Source organism: Pseudoalteromonas sp. Z9A5 (assembly GCF_011378875.1).
GTDB lineage: Bacteria > Pseudomonadota > Gammaproteobacteria > Enterobacterales > Alteromonadaceae > Pseudoalteromonas.
The window spans coordinates 34,553-61,460 of record NZ_WTLC01000006.1 but is presented as its reverse complement, the minus strand read 5'-3'; the positions used below and the strand labels follow the sequence as shown (position 1 = coordinate 61,460).

The 26,908-nt window shown below is 39.8% G+C and carries 19 protein-coding genes; 10 read left to right on the top strand and 9 right to left on the bottom strand.

Features of this window, described 5'->3' with window-relative positions:
* Window positions 1-13: 13 nt before the first annotated feature.
* Complete coding sequence (locus GQR56_RS05055; RefSeq protein WP_166109365.1) at window positions 14-2,710, bottom strand: TonB-dependent receptor; 2,697 nt, start codon at window positions 2,708-2,710, stop codon at window positions 14-16.
* Window positions 2,711-3,142: 432 nt separating this feature from the next.
* Between GQR56_RS05055 and GQR56_RS05050 the strand changes: the two genes are divergently transcribed.
* The 6 genes from GQR56_RS05050 to GQR56_RS05025 all read left to right on the top strand — a co-directional run bounded on the left by GQR56_RS05050 (window position 3,143) and on the right by GQR56_RS05025 (window position 13,598).
* Complete coding sequence (locus GQR56_RS05050) at window positions 3,143-4,114, top strand: aldose epimerase family protein (RefSeq protein ID WP_166109364.1); 972 nt, start codon at window positions 3,143-3,145, stop codon at window positions 4,112-4,114.
* Window positions 4,115-4,302: 188 nt separating this feature from the next.
* The gene (locus GQR56_RS05045; RefSeq protein ID WP_166109363.1) at window positions 4,303-7,074 is read left to right on the top strand and encodes a TonB-dependent receptor; all 2,772 of its coding nucleotides are present in this window, start codon (window positions 4,303-4,305) and stop codon (window positions 7,072-7,074) included.
* Window positions 7,075-7,333: 259 nt separating this feature from the next.
* Window positions 7,334-8,860: a tryptophan halogenase family protein gene (locus tag GQR56_RS05040; protein WP_166109362.1), complete on the top strand. Its 1,527-nt coding sequence runs from the start codon at window positions 7,334-7,336 to the stop codon at window positions 8,858-8,860.
* 12 nt (window positions 8,861-8,872) lie between these two features.
* On the top strand, window positions 8,873-9,634 hold the full coding sequence (locus GQR56_RS05035) for a SapC family protein (protein ID WP_166109361.1): 762 nt from the start codon (window positions 8,873-8,875) through the stop codon (window positions 9,632-9,634).
* A 36-nt stretch (window positions 9,635-9,670) separates the two neighbouring features.
* Window positions 9,671-11,143 carry an SLC5 family protein gene (locus tag GQR56_RS05030; protein WP_166109360.1) on the top strand — a complete coding sequence of 491 codons (1,473 nt, stop codon included), beginning with the start codon at window positions 9,671-9,673 and terminating at the stop codon, window positions 11,141-11,143.
* A gap of 322 nt (window positions 11,144-11,465) precedes the next feature.
* On the top strand, window positions 11,466-13,598 hold the full coding sequence (locus GQR56_RS05025) for an alpha-galactosidase (RefSeq protein WP_166109359.1): 2,133 nt from the start codon (window positions 11,466-11,468) through the stop codon (window positions 13,596-13,598).
* Between the two features lie 69 nt (window positions 13,599-13,667).
* On the opposite strand, the gene GQR56_RS05020 is transcribed toward GQR56_RS05025, so the two are convergent.
* The gene (locus tag GQR56_RS05020; RefSeq protein ID WP_024610414.1) at window positions 13,668-14,369 is read right to left on the bottom strand and encodes a FadR/GntR family transcriptional regulator; all 702 of its coding nucleotides are present in this window, start codon (window positions 14,367-14,369) and stop codon (window positions 13,668-13,670) included.
* 198 nt (window positions 14,370-14,567) lie between these two features.
* On the opposite strand from GQR56_RS05020, the gene GQR56_RS05015 reads away from it, so the two are divergent.
* Entirely contained in the window at window positions 14,568-15,326 is a 759-nt protein-coding gene (locus tag GQR56_RS05015; protein ID WP_024610415.1) for an SDR family NAD(P)-dependent oxidoreductase, read from the top strand.
* Window positions 15,327-15,329: 3 nt separating this feature from the next.
* The gene (locus tag GQR56_RS05010) at window positions 15,330-16,286 is read left to right on the top strand and encodes a 2-dehydro-3-deoxygalactonokinase (protein ID WP_024610416.1); all 957 of its coding nucleotides are present in this window, start codon (window positions 15,330-15,332) and stop codon (window positions 16,284-16,286) included.
* Window positions 16,287-16,340: 54 nt separating this feature from the next.
* Here GQR56_RS05010 and glpD read toward each other — a convergent pair whose 3' ends face one another.
* The 7 genes from glpD to galE all read right to left on the bottom strand — a co-directional run bounded on the left by glpD (window position 16,341) and on the right by galE (window position 25,364).
* The gene (glpD, locus tag GQR56_RS05005; RefSeq protein WP_024610417.1) at window positions 16,341-17,846 is read right to left on the bottom strand and encodes a glycerol-3-phosphate dehydrogenase; all 1,506 of its coding nucleotides are present in this window, start codon (window positions 17,844-17,846) and stop codon (window positions 16,341-16,343) included.
* Between the two features lie 210 nt (window positions 17,847-18,056).
* On the bottom strand, window positions 18,057-19,556 hold the full coding sequence (gene glpK, locus GQR56_RS05000; protein ID WP_033024294.1) for a glycerol kinase GlpK: 1,500 nt from the start codon (window positions 19,554-19,556) through the stop codon (window positions 18,057-18,059).
* A 197-nt stretch (window positions 19,557-19,753) separates the two neighbouring features.
* On the bottom strand, window positions 19,754-21,082 hold the full coding sequence (locus tag GQR56_RS04995) for a dienelactone hydrolase family protein (RefSeq protein WP_166109358.1): 1,329 nt from the start codon (window positions 21,080-21,082) through the stop codon (window positions 19,754-19,756).
* 29 nt (window positions 21,083-21,111) lie between these two features.
* Window positions 21,112-22,122, bottom strand: a complete 1,011-nt coding sequence (locus GQR56_RS04990; RefSeq protein ID WP_024610420.1) for a Gfo/Idh/MocA family oxidoreductase — start codon at window positions 22,120-22,122, stop codon at window positions 21,112-21,114.
* Between the two features lie 24 nt (window positions 22,123-22,146).
* Window positions 22,147-23,295 carry a galactokinase gene (gene galK / locus GQR56_RS04985; RefSeq protein WP_024610421.1) on the bottom strand — a complete coding sequence of 383 codons (1,149 nt, stop codon included), beginning with the start codon at window positions 23,293-23,295 and terminating at the stop codon, window positions 22,147-22,149.
* Complete coding sequence (locus GQR56_RS04980; protein WP_166109357.1) at window positions 23,285-24,349, bottom strand: UDP-glucose--hexose-1-phosphate uridylyltransferase; 1,065 nt, start codon at window positions 24,347-24,349, stop codon at window positions 23,285-23,287. Before GQR56_RS04980 ends, galK begins: the two co-directional genes overlap by 11 nt.
* A gap of 1 nt (window position 24,350) precedes the next feature.
* The gene (gene galE / locus GQR56_RS04975) at window positions 24,351-25,364 is read right to left on the bottom strand and encodes a UDP-glucose 4-epimerase GalE (protein WP_166109356.1); all 1,014 of its coding nucleotides are present in this window, start codon (window positions 25,362-25,364) and stop codon (window positions 24,351-24,353) included.
* 266 nt (window positions 25,365-25,630) lie between these two features.
* On the opposite strand from galE, the gene GQR56_RS04970 reads away from it, so the two are divergent.
* Both GQR56_RS04970 and GQR56_RS04965 read left to right on the top strand, forming a co-directional pair.
* A complete protein-coding gene (locus GQR56_RS04970; RefSeq protein ID WP_166109355.1) occupies window positions 25,631-26,449 on the top strand; it encodes an SDR family NAD(P)-dependent oxidoreductase in 819 nt (272 codons plus the stop codon).
* Complete coding sequence (locus GQR56_RS04965) at window positions 26,449-26,802, top strand: antibiotic biosynthesis monooxygenase (protein WP_166109354.1); 354 nt, start codon at window positions 26,449-26,451, stop codon at window positions 26,800-26,802. The genes GQR56_RS04970 and GQR56_RS04965 overlap by 1 nt, the downstream gene beginning before the upstream one ends.
* Window positions 26,803-26,908: the final 106 nt, after the last annotated feature.

Genomic DNA, 26,908 nt, shown 5'->3' with positions numbered 1-26,908 from the left:
TAAGAGGTGAGAGCTAAAATTTATACGACATACCTAACGCAAAATTGCGGCCACTTTGTGAGTAGGATTGAGTTCTGTGATCGAGGAATTGTCGAATTGCTTCATCGGTTAAGTTCGTCGCTTCAAAGGTTATTTTTACTTGCTCTGTAATATTCATAAACGATTTAAAATCAACAAACGTTGTTTCATCATATCCGGCAACAATGTTTTGCTCTGAGCCTTCCCCTGTAATGTACTCATCACGATAAGAGCTCGATACACGCATGCCCCAACGCGGCGTTTCATAATAAAGGGTAAAATTGTGAGACAATTCAGATAAGCCAGGAGGGGTAACGCTGATGCGTTCACCTTCGTTAAATAAAATAGTTTCGCCATCTGCAATGGTTACATTACCGAGCATTCCTAAGTAATTAAATGGCTCTGGTAAAAAATCAAAGTCCATTTGAAACGCAATTTCTAAACCAGTAACATCTGTAGAATCACCATTAATAGGTTGTGAAACGGTAAACTCAGATTGCGCATTTACGCGCGGGTCAAAATCTAAAAACTCTAGAGGGTAACCCGTTTGCTCATAAGGTAGGGTCACTGATTGCTGGACAATAAATGACTCCATATCTTTATGGAACACTGCAATAGCTAAGCTTGACGAATCACCATAAAACTCAAATGATGTTTCGAATGAATCAGCAACAAAGCGCTCTAAGTTAGGGTTACCAGCACTAATAAATTGATCTGCAACACCCACTTGTCCTGCGGCTTTTAGTTGATCTAAATTTGGTCGAGAAATATTGCGATTTGCACCAAAGCGTACTAACCAATTATCAGAAATATCAGCAACAACATTTAAGCTTGGTAGTAAATCGGAATAGGTTTTACTAAATTCAATTTTCTCAAAACCTGTTCCAGTATTAACTTCCCCGCTCGATGTTTGTTCAGTTTCATACCAACGTAAACCTAAGTTACCTCTAATTGGGAAGTTACTTATTTCGGTGTTCCATACATACTGTGCATAAACCCCAATAGTATCTTCTTCAATTTGATATACAGTACCAGGGCGATTATGAGAGGCGTCTAACTCGCGAGAAATTAAACCTGTTGCAACAACACGCTCAAAAGTTGCTTGGTTATTTGCAATAACATAGTCATGTAAAATTGGAATATTAGTTAGTTGAAAAACAGCTTCAGGTGAATTTGGGTCATTTTCCCAATCAACACGGTCTCTGCGTTCAAAACCATCTGATTGATAGTTTTTAGACTGAAGACCAAACTTAAATGAATGCACATCATTAAGTTCGTAATTAAAATCAACTTGATACGTGTTGTATTCATTGCTTATTTCATCTTCGCGGACATCAGTTCGCATTAATGCCCACTGGTCGATGTCGGTAATATCGAAGTCGTAAGTATTTTGACCATATTTAGCATTGCGCCAATCAACAGAAAACGCATGATCGACAGATTCACTAAAAACTTTATCGTTTATAGGTTGCTCAAAAGTAGATTTTGATAAACCAAACATGGTTGTCATGTAGAGTTTATTGGTTAATTCAAAATTGCCACTGAGTGATATTTGATGAAAATCAGTTTCGCCAAAACTTACTTTTGACTCGGTACGTAAATCAATACCTTCAAATGAGGCGTATACTAAATCGTCACCTTCAATGGCTGCATCAACGAGTAACTGATTTGCCGTCACATCGCCAGTAAATGCGTTTGTGCCCGCTGTTGATAATTGATTTTCAATGCGATCGTTAGATAGCTTTCCGTATAAAATATCTAAATCAAAAGACATTGCATCAGAAGGTTGCCACTGAAATGCAGCGGTAATACCGGTACGTTTTCGTGTATTAGCCCAAGATGCAATGTTATTAGCGCGAGATACAAACACACGGTCATTGCCCGTGGCATTGACTAAACGGTTTTTGATATCGCTATCAACTGAATCTGCAACATTATCATCACCAAAGCTCGCTTGTTTCCAAGACCACACATGATAGCCTTCTTCAATTGTATCTACTTCAGAATAAGCAACCGATACGAGCGCACCAAAATTCCCCCAAGTATTTGATAACAAACCAGCAAAGCGAGGGTCTGAATGCTCTGTTCTATCATTATAAATACCTTTTACACTTACAGCACCTTGTAGCCCTTCTTCAGAATTATCAAAAGGTTTTGCAGTATGTAAATCAACAGTACCGGCAATACCCCCTTCATCTAATGACGCATCATACGACTTATAAACATCTACGCGATTAAATAGTTCTGAGGCAAAAATACTGAAATCAAAATCTCGAGAGCGAGATGCACCACCACGTTGGTCAATACCTGAATCGCTTGTAAAAAGTGCTTCCATGCCATTTAAGCGTGTGCGTGTAAAATTAGGACCCAATCCACGTAGCGATATTTGACGACCTTCACCTGAGTCACGCGAAATAGATACGCCTGGTACACGCTGTAGTGACTCTGCTAAGTTAGCATCAGGGAATTCGCCAATATCTTCAGCGAGTATGCTGTCTTGCGAGCCAATGGCATTTTTTTTGAGTTCTTTACTACGGGCTAGGTTAGAACGGTAGCCTGTTACCGTGATCGCTTCCATTTCTTGCTGAACTTTATCACTTTGAGCAGCATGTATAGGGCTACTTGCTAATATGAATGTGCCAGATACAGCGCCAACTAATATGCTCAGTTTATTAAGTTTAAATGGGATCATAATTCCTTTCTTCTCTCAGTTAATGTTTATAAATACTAAAAACAAAGTGCACACGCAGCGATTAAGCTGGATTAAATGGTGCAGACATCAACTAAACAAAGTAAGAGTGGTAATTTTCCAAATAAAAGAGTGGTTTAATAAAACTTTAACATATGTCGATTGGTTGGATTTTTTTAAGTATATAATTATATTTATCTTTTTATTTATTTTGACGTGTTAGTTAATTAGGTGTGATTTTTAGGGGGTTAAAAACAATAAGTATTTAATTTACTCGCCTTGTGTAAATAAATAATGGCAGCTGTAAATTTTTGTCGTGATTTTTTTAACGCATTTAGATTGAGTTACAAGTGCTAGTTATATACTATTTATAATATATATTGTTGCACCGTTATAGCAGGTAATGTTAGTTCGGTATTTGATTGGAGAATGTGCGTGATATCTGTTGCCAATAATGAACCTTTACAGGTTATTCAACTTAGTGATGGTGAAAATTTAACAGCTGAGATTTTGCCATTTGGCGCAATAATAAAAAGTATTAAATTTAAAAATCAAGAAATGACACTTAGCGTAGGCGATCCGCATTACTATCTTGAAAACCCATTTTATTTAGGCGCTACCGTTGGTCGATATGCTAATCGTATTGCCGAGGGGCATTTTAGCTTATCAGGTACGCCGTATCAGTTAGAAAAAAACAACGGTTCTAATAGTTTGCATGGCGGCGTAAAGGGCTTTAATAAGGCACTTTGGCAAGTTATTCAGCAAAGCGAGAATGAGGTTGAGCTTTACTATTGCGCCGAAGATGGCGAGGAGGGTTTTCCTGGTCAATTAGAAGTGTGGCAAACGATTACTGCAACTAACGGTCAATTAGCATTATGCTTTAAAGCTACGTGCGATAAAGAAACCCTCGTAAACCTTACCAATCATTGCTATTTCAATCTTGAAGGCAGCGATACTATCACTAATCATTTATTGCAAGTTAACGCTACGCATTACTTACCTATTGATGACAACAGTATTCCATTTGAAGAGGCAGCTGCTGTTAAAAATAGTTGCTTTGACTTTACACAGGCTAAACCAGTGGGTGGTGCACTGTCACAAAATCATCCACAGTTAGACGCAGGTTTTGGGTTTGATCATTGTTATGTATACAAAAATGACAACAAACTTAAGGCAATGGCTAAATTAACATCTACACTTACCAATATTAATTTAGCACTGTTTAGTACCCAGCCTGGTATGCAGCTTTACACGGCTAATTTTGTTGATTTACCTTTTAAAGCACGCCAAGCGCTATGCTTAGAAGCGCAAAATTGGCCTGATGCTCCAAACCGTGAAAATTTTCCAAAAGCTAATTTATTACCTGGTGAAGTATATAACCAGACTATTATTTACGCATTTTCATAACAAACTCAATGTTTTGATGTTAATTTAAAGAAAACAAAAAGAAAAAATATAGTAATTAAAAGCTACTCAAACTTGAGTAAAAGGTTGCACTTTTTATCAATTTAAAGTATTTATAATATAAATAGTATTTGAAGCTATTTACACCACACAACGACACAATGACTACACACAATCAGGAGTTTTTAAAAATGATAATTAACAATACGTTATCGTTCAACAAGAAAACCGTACTCAGTATTGCTATCACCGGCATATTGGCAAGCGGGAGCGTTGCAGCCCAAGGAGCTGAAGGCGACACACCTACAGTAGTAAATGAAGATGTTGAAGTTATCGCAGTAACGGGTATCCGCAGCAGTTTACGTTCGTCAATGTTAGATAAAAAAGCGTCTAATGTTGTAACCGACGGGATAAAAGCAGAGGACCTTGGTAAATTTCCTGATTTAAATGTAGCAGAATCACTACAGCGTATTACGGGTGTTGCAATTGACCGTAGTGGTGGTGAAGGGCAAGCCGTAACTATTCGTGGTTTTGGCCCACAATTTAATACTGTATTAGTGAATGGTCGTCAATTAGCGACTGACAGTTCAGGTCGTGAATTTAATTTTGATGTATTAGCAGCCGACCAAATTACCGGTGCTGATATTTATAAAAGTAATAGCGCAAAATTACAAGAAGGCGGCATTGGCGGTACGGTTAACGTAACCACAGCACGACCTTTTGATTTTAGTGGCTTACATGTAATTGGTTCTGTTAAGGGAATGTATGAAACCTTATCTGAAGAAACCTCTCCATCAGCTTCGTTTTTAATTAGTAATACATTTAATGAAGATAAGCTGGGCGTACTTTTTGCTATTACGAATCAGCAACGCAAACTACAAAACAACCAAATATTGACAGCAGGTTGGCGTGGTGGTCAAACAATTTCAAACTCTCGTGATGGTGTATTGTTTGAAGACGCTTATATCCCTCGTAACTGGGATCAAGTAGTTGATGAGCAAGACCGTGAACGTACTAACGCAAGTTTAGTATTGCAATACGCACCATCTGAAGACGTAACAGTAACTGTTGATGGTCTAATTTCTAAATTTGAAGTTGACTCAACAGTACGCGATTTAGCATCTTGGTTTGAACCAGATCGTGTTGGTAGTGCAACGATTGATCCAGAAACAGGCACTCTTTTATCGTTCACACAAGAAATTGGTTTAAGTTCAGGTAGTGGCGATCCGGCATCTGACTTTGTATCGCATACACGTAATTCACGCGATGTAACTAATAAAGCGTACGGCATCAATGTTGATTGGCAAGTAAATGAATCGCTAAAAGCAGTTTTAGATGTATCGCATTCTACAGCTGAAAATAACCGTGCGGGTCAAGACCGCTTCAACGTAGTTGGCATTATTAATAGCTATAGTTTTGATGGGACAGGAAGTGTACCTTCAGTTATTCATGATGGTTTTGAAAATGGGTCATTGCCAGATCCGAGCCTTGCACGTCTTCACTATAACGAAATTGGTAATCAATTTACTGACGAAGATGAAATTACAGAATTTAAAGCTGATTTTGTATACGTACCAGACAGAGGACCACTTGAGGCAATAAACTTTGGTGCATACCGTCAAGAACGTGAAAAAGCGAGCTTTCAAGTATTTGGTAGCCAATGTCAATTTTGTGGTTACGGAACAGAAGCACCACTTGATGCAATTGATTTTGAAGCCTATACAGCAAGTAACTATTTTCCAGGTTTAATTGATACATTTTACAGCTACGATGGCGATAAAATGCTTGATTACCTAGCGGATCAAGGCTTCCCTGTTGAGCCAACTCTGCAAAATAACCGTTATAAAATTAACGAAGACGTTACTAGTTTATACATGGACTTTACGCTGGGCTTTGACTTAGCCGATATGCCTGTAACAATTAACTTTGGTGCGCGTTACTCTGAAACTGATATTGAAGTAGCGGCAGTACAAAGTTTTATCTCTGATATTGTTCCAACATCTGATGCAACATTATTTGCAAACGTATTTGGCCCGGCTACAGATATTGCTGAGGGAACTAGCTACTCTAATTTACTTCCTTCAATGAATGTTAAATTTGAACTACAAGATAATATGATTTTACGCTTTGCTGCGTACGATAGTATTACTCGTCCAACGATGTCTCAGTTATCGCCAGCAACTAACTTTAACGAACCTCGCCGTCAAAACTTAACAGCAAGTGGTGGTAATCCAAACCTTAAGCCGTTCCAATCAGAAAACTGGGATATCTCTTATGAGTGGTATTACAACGACGCTAACTTGTTTAGCTTTGCTGTATTTAGTAAAGAAGTTGACGACTTTATTGTGACGTTAACGAACGACGAAACATACAATATTACTGATAGAACAGGTCCAGATTTTAACTGTAGCACTGCAAACTCAGATTTATGTTCAAGCGATGTGGTTGCTTCAACTGATGAGCTAAATGGTAGTTCAGAAGTATATAACGTAACACGCCCTCAAAATGGTGAATCAGCTAAGGTTACTGGTTACGAAATTGGTGTAACGCATATCTTTGATAATGGCTTTGGTATTATTGCTAATGCAACTGTAGTTGATAGTGACATTAGTATTTCTGAAGATTCTACAGAAACATTTGCACTTGAAGGTTTAGGCGACTCACAAAACTTAATTTTGTTTTATGAGCAAGATACCTGGCAAGCACGTATCGCATTTAACAACCGAGAAGGCTTTTTACGCTTAGTTGATAATGGTTTTAATGGTGAACCAGTGAACGTTGATACATACGGTCAATGGGATATTAGTGCAAGTTACGATATTAACGAGAACTTTACGGTTTTTGCTGAAGGTATCAATATTACCGAAGAAGAGTTAGTGCAAACTGGACGCTTCGATAATCAAATTTACTCAGTAGAAGATAACGGTTCACGTTACGCATTTGGTATTCGCGGAACGTTTTAATTGATAAAAAGAGGTTAGGGCATGTTTATCTTTCGAGATTAAATTTGCGGATGCGTGTTTTGCTTTTAGGCAAAACACGCCCTAGTTAGCCTTTTAGTTTTCATTGCAGTCCTCATGAGGTACTGCTACTAATAAGGTTGCTCTCACATTAAGTGTGTAGTTAATTAAATTTGTTTTAATGAAAGCTATTTTAGCAAGTGCCCAAAAGGGCACTTGTTACATAAAATATTATCAATAAATACTCAAAGAGTAGCGCACTATGAATAAAGCAGTAAAAACAGTAGCAGTAATAGGTGGTGGCACAGCTGGTTGGTTAAGTGCTGCTATTATTGCTTCTTATCACCAAAGCCAATCTGGTGAAGGTTTAAAGGTAATGCTAGTTGAGTCTTCTGATATTCCAACTATTGGAGTAGGCGAGGGCACATGGCCAACAATGAAAAATACACTTCAGCAAATTGGTTTGCGCGAAGTTGATGTATTTAAAGCCTGTAACGCAACTTTTAAGCAAGGTGGTAAATTTGTAAATTGGACTCATGGAAATGATGACTTTTATTACCACCCATTTACTGTACCGCTAGGCTATGGCCGAATAGATTTAGCCCCTTATTTAGATAATGTTGAAAACTTTGCACAGCAAACCAACTTTCAGCATGACATTTGCGAATCCAGCTTAGCTCCTCGTGGAATTACTCAGGGTGAATATCAAGGTAATTGTAATTACGCATATCATTTAGATGCAGGCGCTTTTGCTGAAATGCTTAAACAGCATTGTAAAAGTAAGCTTGGCGTAGAGCATATTATTGGCACTGTTGATCACGTTAAGCTTGATGACGATGGCGCTATAAATCACCTTACCTTAAAAGATCAAACTCACATTATAAACGCCGATTTATTTATAGACTGCACCGGCTTTTCATCTTTGTTATTGGGTCAAGCGCTCAACGTACCATTTAAAAAAATGGACCACGTGCTATTTAACGACAGCGCACTCGCTATGCAAGTTCCTTACGATGAAAACGAGCGTACACTTGCCAGTCATACCATTGCAACGGCGCAAAATGCAGGTTGGATTTGGGATATTGGTTTAACTCACCGCCGTGGCGTAGGGCATGTATATTCAAGCAAGTTCTTATCAGATGACGAAGCTGAGCAAAACCTACGACATTACTTAGGCGATGCTGCAAAAGGTTTAACTGCGCGAAAAATCAGTTTTGAATCAGGGTACCGTGAAAAGTTTTGGCATAAAAACTGTGTTGCTATAGGTATGTCGGCAGGATTTGTTGAGCCACTTGAAGCGACGGCTATTATGCTTGTTGAAATTTCAGCGCGCTTTGTTGCAGAGCATATGCCAGCCGATACACAAGTAATGCCTATTGTTGCTAAACGCTTTAACGAGCAAATGGGTTACCGTTGGCAGCGTATTATTGATTTTTTAAAGCTGCATTACATGCTAACTAAGCGTTCAGAACCTTATTGGCAAGCACATGTTAAACCCGACACTATTCCACAAAGCTTACAAGAAGACCTGTTGGTTTGGGGGAGTCGCGGTCCACTTATTCAAGACTTTCATGGCGCATTAGAGTTATTTCCCGCCGCTAGTTATCAATATGTTTTATACGGCATGGGCTTTAAGCCAGATTTTACTAAGCAAGCGTATTTACATACACAGCATACGCAAGCAAAACAAATTATTGAACGTAACAGCCAGCTAACACAGCAGATGTTGCAAACTTTGCCGCCGCACCGCGCTTATATAGAGCAGTGGTTGGCAGCTAACCTAGTTTAAGGATGTGTGAAGATGGCAATTAAAGAATTATCAAACACAGAGCACAAAGCATTAAAAATTAGTCCCGATGCGGCAGCTATTTACGCTTCAACTCAGCATTTACTTAATTTAAGAGCAACTGAAGTAGCTAAAATGACGTGCGACCTCCCTGTGTTTTTTGCACGTAATGCACAAAATGGTAGCTACACACTGTCGGCGCTAACAAGTTTTAATGCAAATCAAAATTTATTGGTAAATAACACAAAATGGCAGGCACTTTACACACCAGTGTGCATGCAATCCTACCCACTTTATTTATTAACGCGCGAAGCTAATAGCAGTGATTACTTTGTTGCTATAGATGAGCAAAGCTCAGTAGTAAATACAACTCAAGGTGAAGCGTTATTTGATGGAAACGCAAACCCAAGTTTATTTTTAAGCGCACAACAAAAGCTACTTGAAGGCGATTTAAAAAACGACTACCTCACTTATCAATTTACACAAGAGTTAGCACGTTTAGGACTCATAAAAAATATTGATATTGTTTTGCAGTTTGAACAAGGCGAAACCCAAACTATTCAAGGTTTGAGCACTGTTGACGAAGACAAACTGCAAACGCTCGATAACGACACTATTGTTAGCTTACAAAAGCAAGGTTACTTAAATGTGCTAAATAGCATGTTAATTTCACTTTTTCAGCTCAATGCCTTAGTAAAACTTCATAATCTGCATCCAGAACTTAAGCCTTTAAAGCAAATTAAATTAGAACTAAGTCGGGATGCACACGCGCTATAGCGTGTCTATTTTCACACACATATAAGAGACACACACATGTCAGATAACATTTTACAGCTGGTGGTTTTTGTTTTTGTCACCGCTTTAATTGGTGGCCTTACTTATTGGAAATGCCGAGGCCAAAATCGTAATAACGGACAAAGCCAAACCAAAGAGTATTTTTTAGCAGGCGGTGGCCTTACTTGGATGTTTGTTGCAGGTTCAATCACATTAACTAATTTAAGTACTGACCAACTTGTAGGTATGAATGGTAACCAAATGGCTTTGCTTGTTTGGTGGGAGCTTGCAGCAATTATAGGTTTGATTATTTTAGCCAAAGTGTTCATTCCTGTTTATTACAAATACAACTGTACAACCACCACGGAGCTTTTAGAAAAGCGCTATAACAACAAACATATTCGCGCTGTTATTGGGGGGTTATTCTTTTTAGGTAATGCGCTTATTTATATGCCGGCTGTAATTTATTCTGGTGCGCTATTTATGCAAACCATGTTTAAGGTGGATATTCCGCTAATGTACATTGCCACTGCATTTGCCATTGTTGGTGCTGTTTATGCGTTTTTTGGTGGTTTACGTGCAGTTGCAGTGTCTGATACTTACAACGGCTTGCTTGTACTCGGTATGGCAGTTTTAGTGGTGTTTTTGGCACTTAATGCCATTGATTATGACTTTACGGGTATACCACAGGAACGTTTAACATTAATTGGCGATGCTGATTCACCTATTCCGTGGCCAACACTTTTAACCGGCATGATCTTTATTCAAATGTATTACTGGGGTACTAACCAAACAATTACACAACGAGCAATGGCTGCACCTAATGTTAAAGAAGCGCAAAAAGGTATATTTGCAGCAGCAGGCATTCGCTTTTTAATCGTACCTGCAATTGTAGTATTACCGGGTATTATTTCTTTTAAACTTTATGGCGATATTGGTGACGCAGCTTATGGTCGAATTGTTGGTGACGTAATGCCAACATGGTTGACTGGTGTATTTGCAGCCGCAATGGCAGCAGCTGTTCTATCTACTTACAACAGCTTATTAAACTCAGCAACGGCATTGTATGTGTGTGATATTCACGAAGCTTACTTTAATAAAGAGCCAAGTGTTGTAAAGCTAAGTGGTTACGTAACATTGCTACTAACAAGCTTAACGCTTGTACTTGTGCCAATTTATCAGCAAGCCGATAGTATTATTAACTTACTACAACAATTAAATGGCTTATTAAGTATGCCGATATTCTCTATTTTTGTAGTGGGCTTATTATTTAAAAATGTTGATGCGCGTGCGGGTATTGCAGCGGTAATTTTAGGTGTGGGTATGTACGGTATGCTTACGTTTGCAAACTCACCACTACATACTGATATTCATTACATTCACTTAATGCCAATTACACTCATTGTATGTGTGGCTTTTGCATTAATAGTAAATAAAGTGGTGTTTGGCTTAAACGCGCAGTGGGCAGGTAAAACACCGGAGCTAGATAGCGCAGTGCAAGTACAAAAATAGATTAAAGATAATTTAAGCTGACAAAATCGGTCATAGGAATTCCTTGGCCGATTTTTTATATATATCAAAAAGCAGTAACTGTACTTTTGAGTTAAGGTTAATTTAATACTTTTTATTGCAGTGGTACTTCCAGTGAGTTTATCTGACTATTTGTGATGTAAAGACTATTAAAACCTAATTTATATGATATATACTATTATTATTGAAAGTCACTGTCTGACCGATCGTGTCTCAAGCAATAATAAATGAGTTTACACACAAAATCACTGACTCACACACTCGCATTATTTAACTCGTAATAGATTAAGAGGATAGGAGAATTATGGCCGACATTAAACCATTCTTTCGATTAGACAGCGCTAACAGCACCGTTATTTTCGACTGCCAGAGCAAAACACCGGCGTTACTGTATTTTGGTAAGCGCCTATCTGAGCAAACAACAGAAGCAATGCTAACTCAGCTTGCTACTCGCCAAGAAGTTAAATGTGCAGTTGTTGAAGAGGCACCTATTTCTCTTTCTCCATTATTGGGCGAAGGCTTTACTGGCGCACCAGGTCTTGAACTAGTAAATGACTCAATCGCATGGTCAGCAGGTCCAACGCTTAAAGAAGTTCGCCAACCTACCAGCTCAACTGTTGAGTTTGTAAGTGTTGATGAGTTACGTGGTATTGAACTTGTGCATAGCATTACACTCGACTACAACAGCGATGTACTGAGTGCGCATACGGTATTAACTAACTTAAGCGATTTACCGCTACAAGTTAATTACTGTGCAGCACCTACTTTTCAGTTACCAGATAGCGTAAGCAAAATAGTGAGCTTTGAAGGTCGTTGGTCAAACGAGTTTCAACGTCAATCGGTTGATTTATTTTTAGGAAGTTTTGTACGCGAAAACCGTAAAGGCAAAACATCACACGATGTATTCCCTGGCTTATTAGTGCATAACGAAAATGCAGGCGAGCAGCACGGCGAGTGTTATGGTTTTCACTTTGGTTGGAGCGGCAATAATAAACTACGCGCAGAGCTTTTAGCTGAAGGTCGTCGTTACGTGCAAATGGGCGAGTTATTATTACCTGGTGAGCTTACGCTTGCTAAAGGTCAAACATATCAAAGCCCAAGTATTTATGGCTCGTTTTCGAGCGAGGGTTTTAGTGCGCTTTCTCGTAATTTTCATCGTTTTGTTAAAGCTAATTTACTTAGCCAAGCGCAACGTGAAAAAACACGCCCTGTGCATTACAACACGTGGGAAGGCATATACTTTGATCACGACGTAGACACGCTTAAGCAACTAGCCGACAAAGTAGCCCCGTTAGGTATTGAGCGTTTTGTACTTGATGATGGTTGGTTTAAGGGTCGTCGTGGCGACAATGCGGGGCTGGGTGATTGGACAGTAGATTATGAAATTTACCCCGATGGTTTATCGCCAATTATTGACCATGTAAATAGCTTGGGTATGGAGTTTGGTATTTGGTTTGAACCAGAAATGGTCAACCCTGATAGCGATTTATACCGTGCGCATCCAGATTGGGTTTTAGGCTCTGAAAACAACGAACAATTGAGCTTTAGAAATCAGTTAGTACTTGATTTAACTCGCTCTGAGGTTGTTGAGTACTTATACAAAGCAATTGACGATATTTTAGTTGAATATCCAACTATTAAGTACATTAAGTGGGATATGAACCGTGATATTAACCATGCAGGAAACTTTGCAGGTAAACCAGCGGTGCACCAGCAAACATTGGCGCTTTATCGTTTAATTGACCGCATTAAAGCCGCGCATCCAGGGCTTGAAATAGAAAGCTGTTCGTCTGGTGGTGCGCGTGTAGATTATGGCGTACTGGCACACACAGACCGTGTATGGACGTCAGATTCTAACGATGCGCTAGATCGCCTTGAAATACAGCGTGGGTGTTCGTTCTTTTTCCCATCGTCGGTAATGGGCGCTCACGTAGGTCCGCGAGATTGTCATATTACAGGGCGTAACGTCAGTATTGAAATGCGTGCTGCGGTATCACTGTTTGGTCATATGGGGATAGAAATGGACCCACGTGAACTGAACGATCACGAATACAATGCACTTAAAGCGGCAATAGCACTTCACAAAGAGCATCGCGACTTTATTCATAGCGCCGATTTATACCGCCTTGATAGCGACGATTTATCAATTAACTTTGGTTTAATTGATGAGCAAAAAACAAAAGCGTTATTTGCGTATAACAGTGTTCGTGAAACACCGCGTACAGCGCCTAATAAATTGCGTTTTGTTGGTTTGGATACTGATACGCAGTACACACTTAACTTAGTGTGGCCGGTAAAATTTGAAGAATATCGTCCCTCTTCTATGACTGCGGTAAATGGTCAAACGTTTACAGGTGAAGCGCTAATGCAGTTTGGTTTACAAATGCCAATCTCATTCCCACAAACATCACTTATTTTTGAACTTACAAAAGCTTAGTTTTTAACGTAGGCAGCAAAAAGGGAGCTAATTAGCTCCCTTTTTTAATCTGTTAAAAGTAACTTTTTACTACACCAGCTTTGATTCAATAAGCTCAAGTGCTTCTTCTAAAATAGTTTCTACCGCTTTTTTTGCACGCTCAGGATTACGCGATTTAATTGTATCTAAAATATCAGCATGTTTTGCTACATCAGCACCTGGCACACCTTTAATATGGTTAGTGTAGCGAATACTTACGCGTAATGCGGTGCTAATAAATTCAGTTAATTGTACAAAAAAGCGATTGTTACTTGCCACTAATATACTGGTATGAAAAGCAATATCTGCTTCAAGAGGATCGTCTAATCCTTCATCGGCATCAGCCATGCGTGCAAGGGCGTTATCAATCTCGGCTAATTGCTCTTCAGTTGCGGTCATTGCAGCAAGCGCTGCGGCTTGTGGCTCTAAAGCAACACGGACCTGAGTAAATTCTTTTAATAATGAAAGTGACGGTTTGCTGCTTAAAATCCAACGCAGTACGTCAGTATCAAACATGTTCCAGCTGCTTTCTGGCAATACGCGAATACCTTGCTTAGGGCGTGATGAAATTAACCCTTTAGCAGAGAGCATTTTTACAGCTTCGCGAGTGGCGCTGCGGCTCACATCGTATTTAATACATAAGTCAGCCTCTGATGGCAGACCTTCACTTACAGGATAAACGCCACGCACAATAGCAAAACCCAAATCGTGGGTTAGTTGGTGTGTTAAGTTTTGGCGAGGTTGGCTTTTCATTGTGCGAATTTCCGAGTTCATTATTGCTTGGTTATATATCATATATCATATTAATGTACGCAAGGATATGATATAAACTTTTTATTAGCTAAATATTTTAACACAGCAATAACAACTTAGTTTGGCTCTTTATACTGTAAATGTAAGTTTATAAAGAGTTTAAATAAAATTGAAAATGCGCTGTATGGAGAGTTGAATTTGAACACCCTAGCTCAATATCATAGTCTTTCTGGTAAAGTTATTTTTATTACTGGTGGTGCTTCTGGCATCGGAAGAGCAATGGTCGAATCATTTGCTAAGCAAAAGGCTAAAGTTGCTTTTATTGATATCGACGATGATTCTGCGCAGGCGCTCATTAACGATCTCCCAAATGCTAACATATGGTATAGGCAAGTAGATGTAACCGACTCCCATGCTTTGCAGCAATCATTAGTTGATGCGTGTGCAGCCCTTGGAAGCGTAAATGTATTAGTTAACAACGTAGCTAACGATCGTCGCCAAGCAAGTGAAGACGTTACCGTTCAAGATTGGGATCAGTGCCTGCAAATTAATTTAAATCCAGCTTTTTTTGCCTCGCAAGTTGCTATGTCGTTTATGCAGCAAGAAGGTGCCGGTAGCATAATAAACTTTAGCTCTATTAATGCCATTATGGGGCAGCCTCAAATGGCGGGTTATGTAACAGCTAAAGCTGGGCTTATAGGTATGACCAAAGCATTAGCACGTGATTATGGCGAATTTGGTATTAGGGTAAATGCTATTTTACCTGGTTGGGTTGCCACCGACCGCCAATTAGCAAGCTGGTTTACCCAAGCCGAGCAGGTTAAATGGATGGAAGCCATGGCACTTAAAAAGCTCGTTACTCCAGAAGATGTTGCTAACTTAGCGATGTTTTTAGCGGCGGATGAAAGCAGTATGATCACCGGGCAAAGTATTAAAATTGACGGTGGGAGACTCTAAAGTTTGACTACTTCATCTCTTTTTATAGCCGTAGATTGGGGGACCAGTCATTTGCGCGCCTATTTGTGCCGTGTTAACGCACAACAACCACTCATGTTGCTTGAGCAACGAGACGGACCTGGTGTTGTAAAATCTAGCCAAAATTTTGAGCAAACTCTCCTCAATACTATTGAGCCTTGGAGTGAGCAATACGGAAAAGTACCTGTTTACATTGCAGGGCAAATTACCTCAAGTATAGGTTGGCATGAAACGCCTTATTTAGAATGCCCTATTAATCCAGAAAGCTTACTTGATGCTGCTATTAGCTTTGATTGTGCAGGGCATACTATTAAAGCGTTACCGGGCACAAAATGCACCTTACAAAATACGTTGTTTGATGTAATGCGCGGTGAAGAGCTGCAAATATTAGGGTTTTTAAAACAAAATCCAGAGTATCAACAGGGTAAAATATTACTGTGTTTACCAGGTACACATACTAAGTGGGTACTTATAAACCATGGTGAAATAATCTGCTTTAAAACCGCAATGACGGGCGAGTTATACGATTTACTGTGCCATCAAAGTGTTTTAATACCAAGCGACTGTGAAGAAGGCTGTTTTGATTGGAGAGCATTTGAACAAGGCTGCGAGCTTACTCTTGGTAGTGATAGCGGTAATTTAGCGCATGGTATTTTTAGTGTGCGTACTCGTCAGCTTTCAAAAGAGTTAACACCGGTGCAAGCTAAAGCTTATTTATCGGGCGTGTTAATTGGCAGCGACGTACGAGCAGCTCGCCATGCAAGCGAGTGGCAGCTACTAAGTGATACCCAAGTTGTAGTAGTGGGGACTAAACAGCTCAATAAATGTTTTTCTACTGCGCTTAATCAAATAGGCGTTAAGTGTGCTGAGTTTGATATTAAAGCAGCCACATTGAGCGGTTTTAACTTTTTATATAACCGAGAAAATAAAACCCCTTTATAACGCTTAAGCTATAAAGGGGTTTTACGGGAAGTTATTAAAAATTATTAAAGATTATTAAGCGCTTTTAGCTGCTTTGCTTTGTTCAATATAATTATTAAGCGATGCAGTTTGGGCTTCATTAAAGCGCAAACCTAACTTTGTACGGCGCCATAATATGTTATATGCGTTTTCTGCCCATTCTTCGTTTAATAAAAAATCGACCTCTGCTGCAAATAAATTATGACCAAAGTCTTGCCCTAAATCGCTTAATTGCTTTGCGTTACCTAAAACATTTTCAGCTCGTGTACCGTAAGTACGTAAAAAGCGGTTTAACAGTATTTGTGGTAACCAATTATAGCGGGTTTGCAATTGAGCTTTGAGTGCTTTTACCGAGCTAAAATCGCCACCTGGTAAAGCGCTATGCTTAGTCCATGCTTCGCTCATTTGTGGGTAAAAATCTTCAAGCTTATTAACCGCAGCTTCTGCAAGTTTACGATAAGTGGTAATTTTTCCGCCAAATACGCTTAGTAATGGCGTGTGTTTACCTTCGCTAGAAAGCTCTAGTTTATAGTCGCGAGTAACTGCTTGTGCATTAACTGATTCGTCATCAAGTAATGGGCGTACACCCGAAAAAGTATGCACTATGTCTTGGCGTTTAATTGGCGTTTTAAAGTAGTTATTAGTGATATCGATAAGGTAATCAATTTCTTCTTCACTAATTTTTACATCCTGTGGGGCACCTTTGTGCTCAACATCGGTTGTGCCAATAAGTGAGAAGTCATCTTCAAACGGAATAACAAATACAATACGCTGATCTTTGTTTTGTAAAATATAAGCTTGTGGCTCGTCGTGAATGCGCGGTACTACTATGTGGCTACCTTTTACAAGGCGAATATTTTGTGGCGACTTTTCTTCAAGTGCTTCATCAAATAATTTAGCAACCCAAGGACCCGCCGCATTTACAATACCTTTAGCCGAAATAGCATAGCGAGATTGAGTACTTTGTTGCTCAAGAGTTACTTGCCATTTGTTTTCTTCGCGATGCGCTTTTACACACTTGGTTTGCGTGGCAATTACAGCACCTTTTTGTTGCGCTGCTAGTGCATTTAAAATAACTAAACGAGAGTCATCAACCCAACCATCTGCGTATTCAAACCCTTTAGTAATTGAAGGCTCTAACACGCTATGCTCACCAAATTTTATACTTTTAGATGCTGGTAAGGTAACGCGTTTAGCTAAATTGTCGTACATAAACAAGCCAATACGAATCATCCAAGCTGGGCGTAAATGCTTTTGATGTGGCAATCTAAATGTAAGCGGCCACATAATGTGTGGAGCGTTTTTTAAAAGTACTTCACGCTCAGCTAGCGCTTCTTTTACTAATCTAAATTCGTAGTGCTCAAGGTAGCGCAGACCGCCGTGAATAAGCTTAGAGCTATTTGAAGACGTTGCACACGCTAGGTCTGACTGTTCGCACAAAAGTACTTTAAGTCCTCTCCCTGCAGCATCTGCAGCTATGCCTGTGCCGTTTACGCCGCCACCGATGACTAGTAAGTCATATTCGTTATCTGCTAATTTCACCGAGCACCCTTTTTATTTGTAATATAAATAATACATATAGCATCATAAAGCCGCTGTTTTCATTTGACAATAGAAAACTCAGTTTTTTATTAGTCAACTTTTGCGCTGATCCATTTGTAATTTAGGGCAGTAAAACACGCCTTTTTAACCTAATATTTAACGAGGTTAAAAAGGCAAAATGACTAAAAATGTAGCTTTAGCCATTTGGATTTACTGCGGGCAGTTTTTATTTGTTAAACACACTTGGGCTACGCAATGCTGCCATTTTGCATATAAATCGTTGCGCTCGTCGGCGCTCATGGTTGGTTCAAAACGACGGTCACATGTCCACATTTTAGATAGCTGCTCAGTTGACTCGTAAACACCTGTTTGTAAGCCTGCTAAATAAGCAACACCTAAGGAGGTTGTTTCGGTTACTGTAGGGCGCTCAACAGTGGCACCTAAAATGTTTGATAAAAAGGTCATTACCCAATTATTTTTAACCATACCGCCATCTACGCGAAGCACACTTGGGCGCAAACCGTCACGTTCCATCGCTTTTTGTAAATCTTTGGTTTGATAGCCAACCGATTGCAGCGCTGCAGCAACTATGGTGCTAATACCTGAGTCACGCGTAAGACCCAAAATAGCGCCGCGTGCATTAGGGTCCCAGTAAGGAGCGCCTAAACCAGTAAACGAGGGAACTAAAAACACACCATGATCGAGCGGTACATCTTTTACCATCGACTCACTTTCGCCAGCATGACTAAGTAACTTTAAGCCTTCAACAATCCACTGCATGGTTGCACCCGCCATAAAAATACTGCCCTCAATGGCGTAGGTTGGTTTTCCATTTAAACGATAGGCAACGGTAGTTAGTAAGCGGTTTTCAGAAGTAAGCGCTTTTTCGCCGGTGTTAAGCATTAAAAAGCAGCCCGTACCATACGTACTTTTTGCCATGCCTTGCTCAAAACATGCATGACCAACAAGTGCTGCTTGTTGATCGCCTGCTATACCACATACGCGAATTGGTGCACCAAAAATATCAGCGCTCGTTGAGCCAAACTCATCAGCTGAGTCCATCACTTCTGGCAGCATCGACTCTGGAATATCGAATAATTCTAGAAGTTCTTGATCCCATTGCTGCGTATGAATATTAAATAACATAGTGCGCGATGCATTGGTTGCATCGGTACGATGTTCTTTTCCGTCAGTTAGCTGCCAAAGTAGGTAGGTATCAACTGTACCAAACGCAAGTTCGCCAGCAAGCGCTTGTTCGCGTGCGCCCTCAACATTATCTAAAATCCAACGGATTTTAGTGGCTGAAAAATACGGGTCGAGCAATAAGCCTGTTTTATCGCTTATAGTTTGGCAAAGCTCATCGGTAGTTAAGCTTTCGCAGTAGTCGCTGGTGCGTCTATCTTGCCAAACAATCGCGTTATAAATAGTTTTTCCTGTTTTTTTATTCCACACTAAAGTGGTTTCGCGTTGGTTAGTGATACCAATAGCGATAATTTCTTCAGGTTTTACATCATTTTTAGCGAGTACTTCGCGGCTGGTGCTAAGCACTGTTTGCCAAATATCGTTAGGATCGTGTTCAACCCAGCCATTTTGTGGAAAATGCTGAGGAAATTCTTGTTGTGCTGTACCAAAAACGTCTGCATCTTTTGTAAACAAGATGGCACGAGAGCTTGTGGTTCCTTGATCAATTGAGAGTATGTATTTGGACATATTTATTAATATTATTTATCTTATATATAGCTAGATTGCCTTTAACTGTGACTAATGGCAATGGTTTTTTCTTAAAATATCTGACTAAAAAGTAAACGTACTTGTTTTTACTAATAACTGTTTAGTAAAAGATGTTTTACTTTAGATAATTTTAAGTGCGAGCACGGCTATTTAAAAAAATAGCCGTGTTGGTTAAGTTACTTAGCGTGTGGTTTAGCTTGCTGCCAATCCATGCCGGTAGAAAAGCGATTATCAAACCCGCGCCACTGTGGCAGTGGCTTAGCGTCAACTACAGCTTGGTCGCCGTTTTGTGGCAAGTCTAAATATTCACATTGGCTGGTTATACCTTTTACATGGCAGTCCATCATTGCAAGTACAAAGTGCTTGTTGGTTTCGTTAATTGTACGCATAGACCACGATGGCTCGTAGTAATGACCTATATCTAATTCACTACTGCTTTTTGCAATAGCGGGAGCAGGGTGAGGTGCAATATTGTGGCGGGCATTTTTGTAAGTAAGCATATACTTATCTTGGCTGCCTGTTTGGTTATATAGGCTTTTAATGCCCTCATAACCCGAAATGTCATCTAAGTTACCAGCTACATAAAGTGAAGGTACTTTAATATTCTGCATAGCTTTGGCATCAAATATAGCGTGCTGTCCGCCCCATGGTGCAAAGGCAACCATTGCTTTTATACGTGGGTCTACTTTTGGATTTTGATATTGCCCACCAGCGCAGCTGTTTAGTAATTGTTGTACTTTTTTAATTTGAGTTGGGTCTTTCATACCAGTAAACATTGCCGTTGTTTGCTCATTAAATGCATAACATCCACCAATGGTATTTACTGCACCATAGCCACCCATTGAATAGCCAATTACACCAGCGCTTTTGTTATCTACTTGCTTACTTGCAAAGTTGTTTTGTTCGTTAAAGTAATTAATAACAAACTGCTGATCGCGTGAGCGATTTATAAGGGTGCTGAAAAAGCCTGAGAACGGCGCGCTTTTAAAATCAACATCAGCGTTAGTTGAATCAGTATGATCAATCGCTGCAACAATGTAGCCGTGAGACGCTAAGTGCTCGCCTAAGTAGTACATAATTGTGCGGTAACCGGTATAACCGTGGGAAAGCACTATAACAGGGTAGTGCTCTTTATTATTAATTGCGACATCGCGCATGGCGTCGGCTTGCAGGGTAAACTTTTTACCGGTACGAGTTATATCGCTGTAGCTTGTAAGCTCAGTATTGGCTGTATTTGCAGCCGGATACCACACTTCTATTTTTAAAGGGCGGTCTTTTTGAGTTTGTGTAGCAGGATCAAATTGCGCAGGGTTAACTAAATCAAGTGTCTGCACGCCTACTTTGTAACTTCCTTTAGCTGCAAGCTCTGGCAATACTTCGCTAGTGATTGGCGGATATAGTTGCTCAGGCTCATTAGATGCAGCAACAGCTACACTCGCAGATAGACTGCACGTAGCTAACAATATGGCTTTTGAAAGCCCTTTTAATTTGTGTGTAGTTGTCATTGTGTATCCTTGTTGTGTATTTTTATTTTTTATTTTTTAATTTTGAGCTCTGCTGATTCTACGTTACGGCTGTATTGCAGCTGCCATTGGGCTCTTAAAGAGTCCATTATGTTCATCACGCGCAAACTTGTAGAAAGCCCAAGTACGCTACTTTGAGTTTGTTTTTGTAGTATGCATTGTGTGACATGCGCAATTTCAAACTTAAAGTTTTCATCATCGTTAAAGTCAAAATCAAACTGTTGTGCAGCTTGGCTGTTAATGTATAGCTCTATACGCTTAGCACTTACAAATTCAGGTAAACGAATAAAACCATGCTCACCATAAATTAATGCATCGGTTGGGCCGCTTTGCTGTAGTGCACTTGATAGCTGGGCAAATTGTCCGTTACCGTAATCAATAATAGCAACACTTCGCTCATCAACACCGGTTACGCTTTTATGTACTAATGATTTAATTTGCTCAGGGGCTTTGTTAAACACCACGTCAGCAATCGAAATAGGGTAAATACCTAAATCGAGTAGGGCGCCACCAGCCGTTGCAGGATTCATTAAGCGGTGCGTATCAACAAAGCTACCAGGTAAACTAAAGTTAGCATTAACGCTGTGTACTTTACCTATTATGCCTTCGCTTAATAGCTGTTGTAGCTTTATTATTGCCGGTAAAAAGCGCATCCACACGCCTTCCATTAAAAAGCAGTTTTGTTGCTTTGCAAGTTCACTGAGGTTTTGTAATTGCTTGGCGTTAACGGTAATTGGTTTTTCGCTCAGCACGTGCTTATTGTGTGTTAAGCACAGTGCAATAGCATTAAAGTGTTGGTCGTGGGTGTTAGCAATATATATAGCGTCAATGTTTGGGCATTGCGCAAGAGCTTGGTAGCTCTCATAGCCGGTAGCATCGTATTGAGCTGCAAATGAAGTAGCGCGATCGCTATTAGTTGATGCCACGCCAATAAGTTGTGCATCACTGCAATGCGCAATGCTTTTAGCAAAGGTGTGGGCAATATTGCCACATCCAATAATTCCCCAATTAACCTTTGCCATATTTATTGCCTTTTTATTTTAGTTTTAAAAAGAAGTAATTTGTAACCCTGAGCCCGCTGAACATACGTAAATATCAGCATTTAAGTTAAAGCGTGCGTGGTAGTGCTGTTTAACTGCAGCTTTAATAAGTGGCACTTCAGTATCGCGACATAAACATACTATTGCGCCACCAAAACCACCACCAGTCATACGTACTGCTCCGCGCTCACCCATAGCTTCTTTGCAAATTTCTACTAGACCATCGGTTGCTGGTACGGTTACTTCAAAATCGTGTTTAAGCGATTGATGCGATGCAGCCATTAATTCGCGAAGCGCATCCATATCGTTATTTTGTAGTGCAGTTGTTGCTGCTATTACACGATCGTTTTCGCTAATAACATGATGCGCACGTTTATATTCGTTTTCGCTTAATGTTACTTTAGCAGCTTGCAGCTTTTGCATTGTTGCTTGGCGAAGTGTTTTAACACCCATTTTTTCTGCGGCTTGTTCGCAGTCAATACGGCGTTGGTTATATTCGCTATCAACCAATTTACGCGGGTAATTTGAGTTAACAATAACAATGTTTAAATCATCAGGTACTTTAATCGATTTGGTTGCTAGGTTTTCACAGTCGATTAAAAGTGCATGCCCATTCTCGCCTTTAGCTGAAATAAGCTGATCCATAATGCCACACTGGCAATGCATAAAGTCATTTTCGGCTTCTTGACCAAGCAGGGCTATTTGCTCTTCTTTTAAACCTAATTGTGCAATATGGTTAAACATGCCGCCAACAGCAACTTCTAATGCGGCAGATGACGATAAGCCACTGCCTTGCGGTAAGTTACTATCAATAAGTAGGTCAGCACCACGTAATGTATGGCTTGCTCGTTTAAGCACAAAAGCCACAGCACGAATATAGTTACCCCATTGCGATTGACCTTCGCTGATAGCCTCATCAATACTGAAGCTGTCTTGCTCACCAGGGTAATTTAAAGAGCGCACTGTAATTGTGTTGTCGTCGCGCTGTTTAAACATAACTTGGGTGCGAAACTCCAACGAACACGGTAAAACAAAGCCGTCGTTGTAATCGGTAAATTCACCAATTAGGTTTACACGACCAGGAGCGGCAGCAATACCTTGCGCAGGCGCACCGTACAGTGACAAAAATTGTTGTTGGAATTCGTTAAGCTTCATCTGTGTGTCCTGCTGTATCTTTATAATGTGTGGTACTCGCTGCTTGTAAAATAGAGGCAGCAGTTTCTGCGCTTAAATCGCGCTGGCTTTCGCCTAGCATTTCGTAGCCTACCATGTGCTTTTTAACGGTTGCTGAGCGAAGTAGCGGCGGGTAAAAGTGTGCATGCAAACACCAATGTTGCTCATCAGAGCCTCTATTAGCCGGAGCATTATGCCATCCCATTGAGTATGGGAAGCTGCAATTAAATACGTTGTCGTACTTAGTTGTTAATACTTTTAATGCGTGGGCTAATGAATCAGTTTGTGCATCATTTAGCTGGCTAAAGTTTTGAATATTATCTTTAGTTATAAGCATTGTTTCAAACGGCCATGCAGCCCAAAATGGAACAACAACAAGCCAATGTTCGTTTTCGAATACAACGCGAGTTTTATCTGCTTGCTCTTTTTGCACGTAATCGGCAAGCATGGCTGTACCGTGCTTTTTATAATAGGCAAGCTGCTGGTTGTCTTCGGCTTCAATTTCGGTTGATAAATGCGAGTGAGCCCATACTTGCCCATGAGGGTGAGGCTGCGAGCAACCCATTATCTCACCTTTGTTTTCAAAAACTTGTACGCATTTATATTGCTCGGTAAGTTCTGTGTAATTTTGTTTCCAGGTTTTTACTATTTCATGCAGCGCGTTTTGGCTAAGCTCTGGTAGTGTTTTATTATGCTCTGGAGAAAAACAAATTACGCGGCATTCGCCACTGGCTTCGTCGGTAATAAATAAGTCGTTGTCTGACTCTGTGCTTTGTGGCTGCTTACTGGTATTAGGTGTTAATGCGCCAAAGTCATTTCTAAATACGTGTGTGTATTTATAATCTGGGTTGCTGTCGCCATTTGCACGGGTATTACTTGGGCAAAGCGGACAGTTTTCATCGTGTTTTGGTAATACGCTTTCGCTAACTGCTTCTGTTGCGCCTAACCATGGGCGGTTATTACGATGTGGTGAAACTAATACCCAACGACCCGTTAGCGGATTTTTACGTCTGTGAGTACTTTCTAATAAAGCCATATTAACTCTCCAACCCACTAGGGTAATTAGTTTGCCAGCGCCATGTATCGTCTGTCATGTCGTTAAGTGTTAGTTTTGCGTGCCAGTTAAGCGTATTTTGCGCTTTAGTTGCATCGGCATAGTTGCATGCAATATCGCCAGCACGGCGTGGTGCACTTTGATAAGGAATGTTTTTACCCGCTGATGCGCTAAATGCCTTAATCATATCAAGTACAGAATAACCTTGCCCCGTACCTAAGTTATAAGCATGAAAGGCGGTATCTGTTTTATGCTGCATAAATGCTGCAACATGACCTTTAGCTAAATCTAAAACGTGAATATAGTCGCGCACGCCGGTGCCATCTTCAGTGTCGTAATCGTCACCAAAAATATTAACTACCTCTCGTTTGCCTACCGCCGTTTGTGCAATAAAAGGCATTAAGTTATTAGGAATGCCATTAGGACTTTCTCCTAGTAAACCACTTGGGTGTGCGCCTACAGGGTTAAAGTAACGCAGTGCTATGCCCATAAATTTGTTGTTGGCATTACATACATCTTGCATGGCTTGTTCAACCATAACTTTAGTCCAACCATATGGGTTAGTTGCGCGTATAGGGTGCTTTTCGTCAATAGGTAAGTAGTCGGGCTCGCCATACACAGTAGCCGATGAGCTAAATATAATGTGATTAACGTCTGCTTCTTGCATGCTTTGTAACATACTTAATGTGCCCGACACATTATTTTGATAATAACGAAGTGGTTGCTCAGTTGATTCCCCAACCGCTTTTAAAGCAGCAAAGTGAAATACAGCTTCGGCTTTAGTGTGCTTTAGCGCGAGTTTAAATTGTTGTTCGTCTTGAATGTCACCCAAAATAAACTCAAATCGGGTGCCAGTAATCTTTTCGAGTTGATCAAGTACACGAGGGCTCGCATTAGACAAATTATCGTAAATAACAGGCGTAATGCCTGCTTCATGTAATGCAATACATGTGTGGCTACCTATGTAACCCATACCGCCTGTGACTAAAACCTTCATGTTTTTTCTCGAAAGAGTATTTATATGATAAATACTACTATTAAGGGGGTGTAAAAACAATAGTAATGATCTGAGCTAAATTCAAATAAAAGAATAAAAAACATTCGCTCATTAGCTCTTAGCATTATCAATTAATTATATAAAGTGATTCAACTGTGCGGCTAATTATCAGTGTTGTGCAAGGGTGTTACGATAGCTACATAATTTACTTTAAGATTGTAGTTAGACTTTTTACTACCTTAACGCTGCACAGATAGGGCATATAAATGAAAAAAACTATTTTAATTACAGGTGCAACAGACGGCATTGGTTTAGAAACTGCAAAAATGCTACTAGCCCAAGGTCATACTGTATTGCTACATGGTCGTAATCAAGAAAAGCTTAACAATGTACAAGCAATGCTAAACGAGCAATACCCGCAGGCAAGTACTCAAATTTATGTGAGTGATTTTAGCGAAATGACACAGGTACGTTATTTGGCAGGGCAGGTAAGTGCTGATCATAAACAACTCGACGTACTTATTAATAACGCTGGTGTATACAAGCTTGAAAACATAACCACACCCGATGGGTTAGATACGCGCTTTGCTGTAAATACATTTGCACCATATTTACTAACTAAATTACTTTTGCCGCTATTAAATAAAAAGGCACGCGTAGTTAACGTGTCATCTGCTGCACAATCAAGTGTTAACTTTGATGCGCTTATTGGTAATAAAGCGATTTCAGATAATGCTGCTTATGCACAAAGTAAGTTGGCTATTACTATGTGGTCGCGTTATTTAGGGCTTAAATTAAAAGAGACCGGTCCGTTAGTTGTATCAGTAAATCCAAAGTCACTACTGGGTAGTAAAATGGTTAAGGATGCGTACGGATTAGATGGTGGCGATTTAAAATTAGGTGCAGATATTTTTTGCCGAGCTGCGCTCAGTGATGAATTTAATAATGCCGCAGGTTTATATTTTGATAACGATGCGGAGTGTTTTGCACCACCACATTTGGATGCATTAAACGAGACTAAAAACCAACAACTCGTTGATACATTAGATAGCGTTTTAGCACAGCTTAAATTAGGTGAATTATAATGAATACTGATATTACCTGGACTGTTGAAGGTACTATTAAAGCCGGTAAAAAAGATCAATTTTTAGTGGTTATGCAGCAATTAATAGCCGCAGCAAAAAATGAAGTAGGTACCATAATGTATGAATGGACGCTAAGCGACGATGAATCAAGCGTACATATATACGAGCGTTATATAAATGAAGATGCAGCTAAAGCTCATTTAGCGCAGTGGGATACTAACGGACCACTGTTTTTAGATGTTGTCGACGTGACTAGAATAACAGTATTTAGTGAACTTAATGACGATTTTAAAGCTGCTCTTGCAGGTCCAAATACTGTGTTTATGAATCCAGTTGGTGGTTTTACTAAGTAACCGGAGCTTTGGTTAGGTAATACTCATTTTTGATTTAATACGAGTAAGGGCTCACTGTTTGCAGTGAGCCCTTATTTATAAAAGTTACTTTAGCTTTATACTTTAA